Here is an 11,087-nt window from a genome sequence, read left to right as displayed (position 1 = left end):
CCCATTCAATATGAACTTTACCGATAATCAAAAGTTGGGGACAATCGAATTTTATAGGTTACAACTAAAGAAGCGAACCTTTTTAGACCATACAAGTATTTGCTAAAATGGTAATACGATTACCTCATTTGATATTGAGAACGAACTTAAAAAGGTTCAGCGTTTTAATTGATTAGATGGAGATAAATAAGACTTGGAACTTTAAGTACTCGCAAAAAACAACAAGTTATTTAGGGATATCAAAAACCTTTGATGTCTATAACAGGAGTATATAGATAAACTATCGAGACCAAATTCAATATATATATAAAAACATTACCAATAAACCCCACTAGTCGCTGAATACGCCAGAAAAAATGGCGCAGATCCTTTAAAACTAGCGCTTGAAACACGTATTTATTATCAATTGGAGCTTATTTTTAAATATATGACCTTTAAGTAAAATGTATCTTAAAGGTCATCTCCAAAAACAAAATAGATCTTTATAAATTCGAACTAATCTATAGCATTATAGCGCTTCGCAGCGACCATGGCTTTTGGCCATCTAGCATCTAATTTTAATTCTGAAAGTAAGTTTATTTCTTCTACTTCAGATAATGCTAAGTATCCCTTAGCTGCATCAAACGGATAAATACCTTGTTCTAAATTTTTTATATCATATCCTGCTCGCTGCAACAGCCATATCGCACTTGAGCCAGTATAATAAAAAACGTTAAATGCAAAATAATCTATTACATCTTTCTTTGTCGTCAAAGGTACATAACCGTCAATGACTTGATCCATCTTAAAAGGCGCGCTATAAATAAATTTATTTTCACTAGTTATCGCTAATACCTTTCGGCTTACCATTTGGTCAATATATAATGCACTTCCTTCAAAAAGCTCTTGTCCTAAACCATGCTTATATATCAATCCAGTTTTATAACCACTATGAGCTGTTGGATCACGTTTTAGCATTTCGTTAATTATTACATAATACTTTTTAAGCGCCTCTTTAGCTGCGGGTTGAGTGATGCTCTCTTCAGGAAAGCCTTTTAATAACTCCATTAACATAAGCTGTAACGATAATAATTCATCAGTAAGAGGGTAAGTATCGAATTTATCAAAAGCTAACTGTTCGTAATGAGTTGGACTTTTAAAGTTTTTGCCTTGGTATGCATGAAAAACTTCATGCACAGCCAAAGAGAATGCACTCGTAGTCATCGGGTTTTTAATGTCGACACTATTTTTAGTGTAAGCTTGAATGTAATATTCTTTGCCATCGATCTTAAAATCATAATCATATAAATCGTTACCAGCCTTTAGTTTATCAACTGCGTTAATCATGCTTTCTTCTAGTTGTACTACATTTAGTCCATGTGATTCATTATCACCAAGTTTTATTGCATGCTCGATATTAGATTGTGGGTTAATAACAAATGCAGTAACTGGGTTATTGTTTTCTCTACGAATAAAATATTGTGGTACTGATTTATAATCATATCCTTGCCATAACTTATCTGTTTCAACCAAATCCATGGTTTTTTTAATTTGTTTTAGCAGTGTTTCATCTAACTCAGTCGCTAACTCTGTAGGCTCAGGGTTAGTTGGCGTAATCGCTGTATTGCTCTTATCTTTTTTATCATTACATGCTGTTAAACAAACAATAAGGGAAGTTACTAATAGTTTTTTTTTCATTTTTGTATCCTTCAATAAAGAATCAGTGCCTATTACATTTGACATTAATGAAACAATTTCAAATATGCTCAGGTAATAATGTTTGTTTTTAATAGGGCTTAATTATCCATAATTAAGCTGTATTTAGGGTAAGCGTTTGTAAGTGCGTGTAAGTACGGGTAAGTAATGAACTGTAGGTTATGCTTCAAATAGTAATAAAAAGAGCCAATACAAAAAACTGCATAAATGCAGCCTATATAATTTTTAATGTCATCAATTTAAGGTCTTAATTTAAAGCTACTTGGTATGAAACTTAAATAACCAAAAACAATCCCCATAACAGCACCTATTAATATATCTAGCGGCCAATGCACTCCTATTAATAATCTAGAATAAGAAACCAATACAGTCCATGAAAATAAACCAAGAGTTAATATTTTATATCCGTTTTTATAAAGTAATAAGCTAAAGAAAGTGGTGATAAAAAAAGTGAATGCGGCATGACCTGATGGCAATGAAAACCTTGATTCATTCTCCCAGTGTGATTTTTGCCAATTTGCTATATTAATTGGCTTAACGCATTTAACAGCTTGCACTTTAGTGCAACTCATACTTGGCTCTGATAATAAAACCTGAAAAGGGCGCTTCACCTCAACTGAACTTTTTAAGCTCAATACACAAACAATCAGCATTAAAATAAAACAGAGGAATCTGGCTAAAGTTTTAAAATAATGTTTTTTATTTTGGGTATATAAACCCGTTAATATTAAAGCCAAACAGGTAATCACCATTAGCGAACCACTGCCTGATGTTAAGTTAATAATCCAACTAAAATCACTTAAATTCGCACCTAGTTCTAACCAAGTAAAATCAAATAGGTATGAAGTGAAAGAGACAAAAACGGCCAATAAAGCAATTGATACAACATTATTCATAAATAACCAAAAACATAATAAAAATAGAGTGCTGCTAATAGTTTACAGCACCCTAGGGAGGGGAACTGTATTTAATGAATATTATTACAAAGGTAACTTTGAAAACTAGATATTAATCTATCTAAAACAAAAGGATCAGTATTTGCGTGGTCAATACTAATACTCAAAGGAATAAATAATGAATCAGCTGTTTGCACTCTTTTTCCAAAATAAAATAAAGGGCGCCCAGTTTTAAGTCTATTTCGATGCACTTGAAAAGATGTGAAGTTCATATTAGGTAAGTAAGTGCCAACAAAACACTATAAAGGTTTATTACGGTACTTAACTAAATACCTCGCTTCCCCACCGATAGGTGTCTCAAGGATAACGGCTTATGATAATGGGCAAGTAACATACTACTACAAGTCACATCGTACGAAAGCAATTCAATATGAATGGGTAGATGTTGAGGCATTCATTGGTCGAATGGTGCAGCACATACTGCCGAAAGGTTTTCAGCGAGTAAGGTATTACGGATTACAGGCAACAGCGAATTTTAAAAAATGGTATGAAGTGATAGCCCGTATTGCTGATGATTTGGTTTAGCATTAAGATACGCAGATTTTTTTGAAGAAGTGGCGGGGCGAAATCCTCTGTCATGCGCCTATTGTGGTGACGAAATGGAACTTACCCGGCTGTTTCATCCAGTGAAGGGGTTTTTCTATAATATATTTGCACCAGATTAAGTGTAGGTGTTTTTATTCTTTTTCTCGAATTTAACCTAGTTTAATTACCTTCTCATAAACAAGTTATGGTTAATTAAGTTGACAAAAAAGTTAAATGGGTAATAATGTTCCTGAAATAATACTTACTCTAAGTGTGTATTATAATAAGGAAATTAAGTGAAACAAATAATTAAAAAATCCATATTAGTAGCCTCTATGGCTCTTGTCTCTTCATATGCTTTGGCTAATAGCTCAATGGTTGTTGGGGATTTTGAAAGTAGAATGATTAATTTTGCTAAAAAAGTTGAAATACCAGCCAAAGATTTTTTAATCGCGTCACAGTTACTTGAGCGATTATATGATGAAAATGTAGTGGATAAACCTCACTTTGACAAATTAAACTCTTTTGATGAATATCAACAAATTGTATCTCTTGTAGGTCTTGAGGATGAGGTTCCTGCTAAGTTACGAGCTGATTTAAAAAAAATAATGAACGAACAGCAATCAAAGCTTGCTTCATATTTATTATTAGATGTTAGTAAGTTAGATGCATTTTTAAAAGAGTACGACTCACAACACTCACGAAAATCATCTGTTGAAAGAGATATGTCCATTCAAGCTAATAATGGGCTTGAAAGAATAAATGTAACTTGTACTGATTGTAACTCTCCTCACTCAGTTGGTTATTTCGATGCAACAGCTTTCATACATGACCGAGGTCAACCGTTTATTAAAAGTGGAAAATGGGGCGCTACGGTTAGCGTTACTTTTACAAATTCAAAAACAAGAAGAGTTTTCGCTAAGGAGATATGGAGAGTAACTAATACTAATGCTTGGATGTTGAAAGAGCAGCCTTGTGATGAGTGCTCTGTTGGAGATCAATAATACACTACTTGTCTTATTTAAATTGTTCTAGGCAAAATATCGTTAATAAATAGCCATACCAGTGGCATAAACAAGCTAAAAGTTAAAATGTATACTTTAGATTTTAGCCAAAAGGCCGTTTATTCTACTTAATACTCGGCAGAAAAATAACACTGATCACGAAAGGATATAATCAATGACAACCACCCATAAAATCACTCCTACAGTATATGCTGCAACCCAGTTACAAAGTCTCCGTCAAACATCGAGCTTAAATGAAGGCTATCTGCCCGGCGTTGAAGCATTGGGAGCAGGTTATGATATTTTTGGCGACATCGCTTCACCAAAAAGCATTATTGTACAATTATTTAACTGGCAAAAAGATAACAGTACGCCGGTATTATTCAATCAAGACTATGTGATCCCCCAGCAAGTTGATGCTCACCAACAGGATGGCTCGCTATATTCTTCGGTCAGTGGTATGACTATCCATGACTACCAAAAAAATCTGTCTGTTAGTATTGCCGCAGAAGGTGAAACAGGTTGGTTTTCAGGATCTATCAACAATGACTTTAATAGTGAAAGCGCCGTTAATGCTGAAAACCAATTTAGCCGTATTGAGCAAACAATTACACTTTGGTCACTGGCGGTTCGCCCTGATTACGCCAAACTGAGGAGCTTATTATACCCAGGTGTCTTAAAAGATATTGACAATATCACCATACATAAAAAAAATCATAAAAAAAATGTGTTTGAAAAAATTGAATCCAAGTTAAGCGCAGATGACAAAACAAAGCTTAAAAAAGAAAAAAAAGAAAAAAAAGAGCGAGAAGCGGCCTATGACCGTTTGTTTAACAAATATGGCAGTCACTTTTTAAGCGGCATTATTATGGGAGGAAAAACGATTTTTTCATCCTCAACCAATAAAATTGCCGTAAAAGAAAGCTCCTCCAATGAAATGGTCGCCAAGGCAGCTTATCAAAGTTTAACTGGCCAACTATCGGCAGAAGCTCAAACAAAGTATAAGAAGTCCATCAACAGTTTCAAAAAAAATTCCAGCTCTAAACACAGTGTTTATGGTGGGAAGGGTATTGAGGCTACCAAGGTGTTCTCATCAGATCTAAATGATTTTTATGCTTGGACTGAAACAGTACGTACTTCGCCAGACTTTATTGATTTTATGCAAAAAAATGGCTTAACCGGTATATGGGAGCTGTGTAAACACACTAAAGATAGGGATGCCATGCATCGTTACTACACAGAGGTATGGCTGCCTGCACAAACGCGAAAAAACCAAGTGTTATCTAATTATATCGACGACATTATTGTGATACAAGGTAATAGCTCCAAGGTGGACGTACCTGCTGGCTATAGCAAAATTAATACTGATCTCAATAAAGGCGCCGGGGGAGATTACGTTTATCTGTGCTATCACACACAAGCTGTCAATAGCGAAGATCTGCAAGGTAACCCATACTGTATTACAGGGTTAACAACCATCAAAGGTAAAGAGAAAGCCCCTAAGGGCTTCACTAAGCTCAGTGTAAATCTCAACGCTGATGCAGGTGGTAAACACATCTATTTTTGCATAAAAAAAGAACCTTATAACGACACCTTGTCGATTAAAGATTTACGAGTCATTAAAGGAGACAATCCAAATATATCGGCTCCGTACGAGTTTACCAAAATCAAACAAAATCTGATTGAAGATGCCGGTGGTGATTACATTTATGCCTGTTATTCAACCACAGTCTAATAATCATGCTGATCACTGAGCCTTTTCACTCGGTGACCGCTTTGTGCATAAAGAAAAGATCTATGCTCGGCGCAACATGTTGCGCCGAGCATGTGCCTGAAAGGCATAATAACAATCCCTCACTCGACAAACAGAGCTGCAACACCGTATGTTGGTCTTCGCCAATGTTGTCGAACAAGGCTCCCTCACAGCAGCGGCTGATGAATTAGGGATCAGTCGGTCTATGGTCAGTCAGCATTTAAAAAAACTAGAACTTAGATGTGACACTCAATTAATACAGAGAACCACCAGAAAAATGAGGCTCACCGAAGACGGTCAAAGTTTCTATTACTATTGTGCTGAATTATTGCAACTTGCTAAGCAAGCCGAGCACGCGACTCAACCAAATAACAAACAACTCCATAAGCCCTTGCAGCGAGATATTCCAATTAGCAAATGGCGTTGGTATAAAGTATTCGTTCCCCTGACCCGGAGCAGCAGAAGCATCTACGGCCACTGTACCTTGTAGGCTTGAACCTGTGCCTAGCTGAATGTCATGTTGAGTAGCATCAGGATTGTTAACGAAATATTCAAAGCGTTTGTTAAAGGCGGTACTAGCAAAATTAAATTGCTTAGATTGATACCTGTCCTGATAATGTCCGGAGGTGCCCACATTGATGGTAACGGTCGACTGCCCTGACTCGGGATATAAGCCGTCACCCATTAACCAGATGCGTACACAGGTAAAGCGGACTCGGTCCAAGCCAGCGAAATTGGCATTATCTAATTTGATGTTCCACTGCTTTCTGGATATTGCTGCAAACAAGATTTAAGTCATTCATCATGGCCATGTCAGCTTGTTCTTTCTGATTCTTGGTTGTGATCAAAGACGTTGCCCCTTCAATTGCTTTTTTAGCCTTGGTCGCTTTTGCACCATAAATACCTGCTGTGATTCCGGCGGCGATAGTGCCGAATGGGAAAAGCCATCCATAAGTCGCTGATGTCGCTGCCACGATAACATCGTGGTTATATACCCAAACCACTTCAAGATGCAGGATTCAGTTGGAATTAGAAATGCTTTAGGCAAGGCATTGATTGAAGAACATGGTTATTCCCTTTTCAAAATCAATAACGCTGCATAAAGCATTTATAAACCAACCTTACAGGGACTTCTGAGCAAATCATGCTCGTTGTTGCCTGCATGGATGTAGGTACTAGAGCAATGCAGGAGCATATTGCCGGTCCATCTTTTTTTAAGGGAGTAACCATTAATGCAAAGATGCGCCTAGATCATGAATTGCTCAGCAGTCCTGAACCTCACATCTTGAAGTGGCTTGGGTATATTGTGCTTGATACTGATGTAAGTCTGCCGAGAGTGTGGCAATTTCTTTTACTAAATTTTTAAAAGTTGCACTGTTTGCACCGTATTCTGTGTTATATTATTGCCAGTAGCCCGATCCCTTAGGTTGAGGTGAGTCACTGCCCAAAGTAGTTAAATAGGTTTCCAGTTTGTTCACAAGCGTATTAAGTTCAGCTTTGACATTACCCGCCTTAGTGATAAACGGGGAAATGTTGCTAGCTAACTGATCAAGCACAGCAGTCAAATTGGTTTGGATGGTAGTTAGAGCCTGTCCCGTTGGTGCTGGCGTAGCACTCAATGGACTGATTAGTTCCTGTAAGCCAGCGTAATATTCAGGGACCGCTTCAGCGTAGTTATATACGTCTGACGCCAGCTCAACAATCGAAGGATAAAGTGTTGTGGTAAAGCCTGAATCTTGCGTTATCATCTTTGCGTATAAGGCCACTAATTTTTCATAGTCGCTCATATCAGAAGGCGCGCCCGGCCCCATATTGGTCGCTAGAGCAGCAGTAGTGGAAGGCAATACCGCGACATTATTAAAGAAGGTTTGTAGAGTTAACCAACTTGAGCTGCTCATTGCAAACGCAGTTGAACCAGGTTTTGTTTTCTTTTGGAAGCTACCTGTTCCCGCATTAAATTTATTGACTTTAGTTGTCATAATCGATCTCCGTGTAATTATTTGGACGTTAATTAAGTAAATGTTTTGTACACTGTTGTTACGGTCCAAGCTTTCCTTTAAAAGTCCTTTTTGCTGGAACTTATCGGTAAGTTTTGACCACGGGAATTAGCTTATTAGAAGGCGGGGGGAATAGATATTTCACGATATTTCACCTATGTCGTGAGTTACAGTAAAGTCACTGAAAAACAAGTGGTTATAAAGGTGTTGAAATAAAAAAGAGACCGTGAAAGGTCTCTTTTTTAATGTTTGCTGGTAGTTGACTAGCTGATACTTTTCGCATTTTTCGCAATGGTGTTTAAGTGAACTTTTAAGTCCGTTATCAACTTACCTCCTTCATCTGTTAATTCGCTCACTACGCAATCGGTTTTGGCTTTAATATCATCCTTGATTATTATCATCTCAGTAGTGGCTGTATTTTGTGCCTCTTGCTCCAGCGTGTTGAGAAAATCACTGATATGTGTCTGGCAGCAGGATACCACCGACTCGATTTGCGCTTTCGCCTCCTGAATTAACGCTTGTTGTTCTTGTTGAATCCAACCTTCTGAGGTATTAAGGGCCTTTTGGAACTGAAATTCAATAGCGTGTTCAGTGTGGGTTTCAAGCTCTTTTATCTTGTCTGTGACCGATAAAATTCTGGTTTGCAAACGATCTTCACAGGATTGTAATATCTTCAACATAGCCTGTTTTTCATGTGCTTCACATTTTTCTACCACATTGCTAATACTATCTCTTATATGTTCAGTCGTATTGATAAGGTGCTGATTGAGCGAATTGATACGGGATTGAATGGCGTTGTGGGCTTTTTGTTTTAGTATGGCTAAGTCGTTAGGTATTCTTTTTTCGACTTTGATAATACTACTTTTAATCTCGTTATCTTTTGCTTCTATTTCCATTTTTATGTGGTTTTCGCTTTCCCTTATAGCGCTTTGAGTATCGGTTTTTACCCCCGCATCAACAGTTTTAATCATCTGTTTTACAGGGGCGACAAAAGTATGCCTTATCCAAAGTGCCATTCCTTTGAACAGGCCTCCTTTTGAGCGAATAGCCGACAACAAGTTATGCTTGTTTTGGCTGATGTCCTTTTCCAGTTTATCCAGTATTTGAATTTCGCTATACGGAACCTTGGGAAATGAATAACGTACCACGACATAAGTCAGATAAAAATAACCAAAGGGTAGCAAAAACACTAAAAAGAACAGTTTCGAAAAGTAGGCGATGGTTTCTTTTAAGATGGCTTTGCCACCGCCTTTTACCAAGGTGAACAAGGTTTTATAATCACCTTCGATGTTGTCTTTCACATCGTCGAAATCGTATGATACGTCTGCCACCAATTTATGAAACCATTTAAAGTCTGAATGGGAATTTTTGACTTTCTTCATCTCTTCTTGATGCTTTTTAAGTAGGGTGTTTTTTTCTTTATCCAGTTCTTTAGTGAGGAGCGCAAGTTTGCTATAGAGATCGCCCTCAATCACCTTTGCCAGATCATCAGACACAACATGCACACTGTTGCTGTAAAGGGCAAGCCCAGGAGAAACCATCAACAGCACCAATAGCACCTTGAGTGAAATCCGTTGGCTCCAAGTGATAAAAGACAGTACCAAGCACAATACGGAAGCATATTTAAACACATCCAGCAGACTTAACTTTAAGATCAACATTTGCACAGTTGTCAGTACTGTAGAAACAAATAGCATATTCTCTGCTTTATCCAGTGAGGTCACAACGTCGGTAATCGCCCCTTCAATAAAGGCGATATGAATGCTGGATACGGCTGACAGTAATTGCTTTAACTCAGTTAGCAATAACAATGAGCCCATACTTTTTTCATTGACCGCCACTACAGTGGCAAGGGCATCTTGCTCGATGCTGGCAAAACTGATAATGACGATGGCAAAGACCGCCAGTAGTCTAATCAGATAAATATAGTTGATAATGAATGAGGAGTTGGATGTCATGTTGATTGCATTGTTCATAAGTGGCTGCTCCCAGTTAAATTCGATAATTTACCGTGAAAAACGTCGAAATCCACATCGTCCGAGTCCAGCTGGTAACTGTCTGAATGTTGCCAAATGAGCGCCCCTTTTTGTTTCCAGGTATTCGGTACATTAGGGGTTTTTGCCTTGGTGTAGTCTGCGATCCAAAGTGGATAACGAGAAAATTCGGTGTTATTTAGCCATTGCTGCGCAAAAGCGTAATTACTGTAAATCATGGGCAAGCGTTTGGTATGCACTTCCACATAATTGAGGAAGCTCAATAAGTCTTGTTGCAGGTTTTTAATTTGTGTGTCGCTAGATACACCCGCCGCTTCGATATCCACAATGGGGGGGATGTCATTGGCATGCCACTTACCGACGGTGTTGACAAAGTGGCGAGCCTGTTGCTGTGGATTATCTTTGCTGAGATAAAAATGATAGGCACCACGAATGCGATCAGATTGTTCTACCAGTTGCCAGTTTTTGTAAAACATGGGGTCAACTTCTGAGTCACCATTGGTGGCCTTAGTGATGATAAAGCGCAATCGGTTTTTTTTGGATAATTCCGATAACAAATCACCCTGATAATGAGAAACATCAATACCATAATAGGTACCTACCACATGTGAGCTCGGTTGATGTTTTACTTTTTGGGCTACGGCTGCAAAATCAGCCTGAGCTTGCTGCTTAAAATGCGCAATGGCGTGCTTCAATAAGCTTATTTCGGTCTGTGCTGTATGGGGTACGTCAGTTTGGTTTTGTTGTGCCGATTTGTTTGGGGATGTCTGGCCGATGATACAAATAAGTATCATCGCCATTCCCATGACCCCAACGAATTTGAATAACGCTATTTTCATGTTGATTTCCTATCTATTTACACTCTGTAAGCCATTATTATTTGGTGCGGCTGATTGCAAAGTTAAAGGTGATTGCCAATTTATCGAGTGAGCTGGCAATTAGCATTAGATGCATAGCCTCTCGATATGTAGCATTATACCTGCTTTCCGCGGCTATAAATGAAACATGATTAATTAAAAATCGTTATAATATATAGACATCAGCCGCAATGGCGAATAGATCACCGCAACTGACGGCAATGGATCACATACTAACTCATTTTGTTATGTCATACTCGCTATCACATGACATTATCCAGGGCAAGCAATAAATCCGCTATCTAT

12 protein-coding genes and 1 pseudogene are annotated in these 11,087 nt (G+C 37.9%); 5 read left to right on the top strand and 8 right to left on the bottom strand.

Annotation, left to right across the window (positions count from 1 at the left end):
• Window positions 1–495: 495 nt before the first annotated feature.
• From CJF42_RS23305 to CJF42_RS29410, 3 genes are all read right to left on the bottom strand, one after another.
• Window positions 496–1,677 (bottom strand): hypothetical protein, encoded by a 1,182-nt coding sequence (locus CJF42_RS23305; RefSeq protein WP_095368950.1) that lies wholly within the window; start codon window positions 1,675–1,677, stop codon window positions 496–498.
• A 257-nt stretch (window positions 1,678–1,934) separates the two neighbouring features.
• Window positions 1,935–2,591, bottom strand: a complete 657-nt coding sequence (locus CJF42_RS23300; protein WP_095368949.1) for a phosphatase PAP2 family protein — start codon at window positions 2,589–2,591, stop codon at window positions 1,935–1,937.
• A gap of 71 nt (window positions 2,592–2,662) precedes the next feature.
• On the bottom strand, window positions 2,663–2,863 hold the full coding sequence (locus tag CJF42_RS29410; protein ID WP_095368948.1) for a CatA-like O-acetyltransferase: 201 nt from the start codon (window positions 2,861–2,863) through the stop codon (window positions 2,663–2,665).
• 13 nt (window positions 2,864–2,876) lie between these two features.
• Here CJF42_RS29410 and CJF42_RS23290 point away from each other — a divergent pair, with 13 nt between their 5' ends.
• The 4 genes and pseudogenes from CJF42_RS23290 to CJF42_RS28865 form a co-directional block, all read left to right on the top strand.
• Complete coding sequence (locus tag CJF42_RS23290; protein ID WP_095368947.1) at window positions 2,877–3,176, top strand: transposase; 300 nt, start codon at window positions 2,877–2,879, stop codon at window positions 3,174–3,176.
• Between the two features lie 296 nt (window positions 3,177–3,472).
• Window positions 3,473–4,180: a hypothetical protein gene (locus CJF42_RS23285; protein ID WP_095368946.1), complete on the top strand. Its 708-nt coding sequence runs from the start codon at window positions 3,473–3,475 to the stop codon at window positions 4,178–4,180.
• A 175-nt stretch (window positions 4,181–4,355) separates the two neighbouring features.
• Entirely contained in the window at window positions 4,356–5,915 is a 1,560-nt protein-coding gene (locus CJF42_RS23280) for an MAC/perforin domain-containing protein (protein WP_095368945.1), read from the top strand.
• 148 nt (window positions 5,916–6,063) lie between these two features.
• Window positions 6,064–6,222: pseudogene (locus CJF42_RS28865) on the top strand (helix-turn-helix domain-containing protein); the annotation flags it as partial.
• Between the two features lie 36 nt (window positions 6,223–6,258).
• On the opposite strand, the gene CJF42_RS27765 reads toward CJF42_RS28865, so the two are convergent.
• Both CJF42_RS27765 and CJF42_RS23270 read right to left on the bottom strand, forming a co-directional pair.
• Complete coding sequence (locus tag CJF42_RS27765; protein ID WP_170940726.1) at window positions 6,259–6,720, bottom strand: hypothetical protein; 462 nt, start codon at window positions 6,718–6,720, stop codon at window positions 6,259–6,261.
• A complete protein-coding gene (locus tag CJF42_RS23270; protein WP_170940725.1) occupies window positions 6,674–6,907 on the bottom strand; it encodes a hypothetical protein in 234 nt (77 codons plus the stop codon). The genes CJF42_RS27765 and CJF42_RS23270 overlap by 47 nt, the downstream gene beginning before the upstream one ends.
• Before the next feature lie 170 nt (window positions 6,908–7,077).
• Here CJF42_RS23270 and CJF42_RS26985 point away from each other — a divergent pair, with 170 nt between their 5' ends.
• Complete coding sequence (locus CJF42_RS26985) at window positions 7,078–7,299, top strand: hypothetical protein (RefSeq protein WP_170940727.1); 222 nt, start codon at window positions 7,078–7,080, stop codon at window positions 7,297–7,299.
• Window positions 7,300–7,333: 34 nt separating this feature from the next.
• Here CJF42_RS26985 and CJF42_RS23260 read toward each other — a convergent pair whose 3' ends face one another.
• From CJF42_RS23260 to CJF42_RS23250, 3 genes are all read right to left on the bottom strand, one after another.
• Window positions 7,334–7,912 (bottom strand): hypothetical protein, encoded by a 579-nt coding sequence (locus CJF42_RS23260; RefSeq protein ID WP_095368943.1) that lies wholly within the window; start codon window positions 7,910–7,912, stop codon window positions 7,334–7,336.
• Window positions 7,913–8,193: 281 nt separating this feature from the next.
• Window positions 8,194–9,906, bottom strand: a complete 1,713-nt coding sequence (locus CJF42_RS23255) for a hypothetical protein (RefSeq protein ID WP_095368942.1) — start codon at window positions 9,904–9,906, stop codon at window positions 8,194–8,196.
• Entirely contained in the window at window positions 9,903–10,763 is an 861-nt protein-coding gene (locus CJF42_RS23250; RefSeq protein WP_095368941.1) for a GH25 family lysozyme, read from the bottom strand. Before CJF42_RS23250 ends, CJF42_RS23255 begins: the two co-directional genes overlap by 4 nt.
• Window positions 10,764–11,087 lie beyond the last annotated feature (324 nt).

Source organism: Pseudoalteromonas sp. NBT06-2 (assembly GCF_002276045.1).
In the GTDB taxonomy this organism is placed as follows: domain Bacteria; phylum Pseudomonadota; class Gammaproteobacteria; order Enterobacterales; family Alteromonadaceae; genus Pseudoalteromonas.
This window is presented reverse-complemented; position numbering and strand designations above follow the sequence as displayed.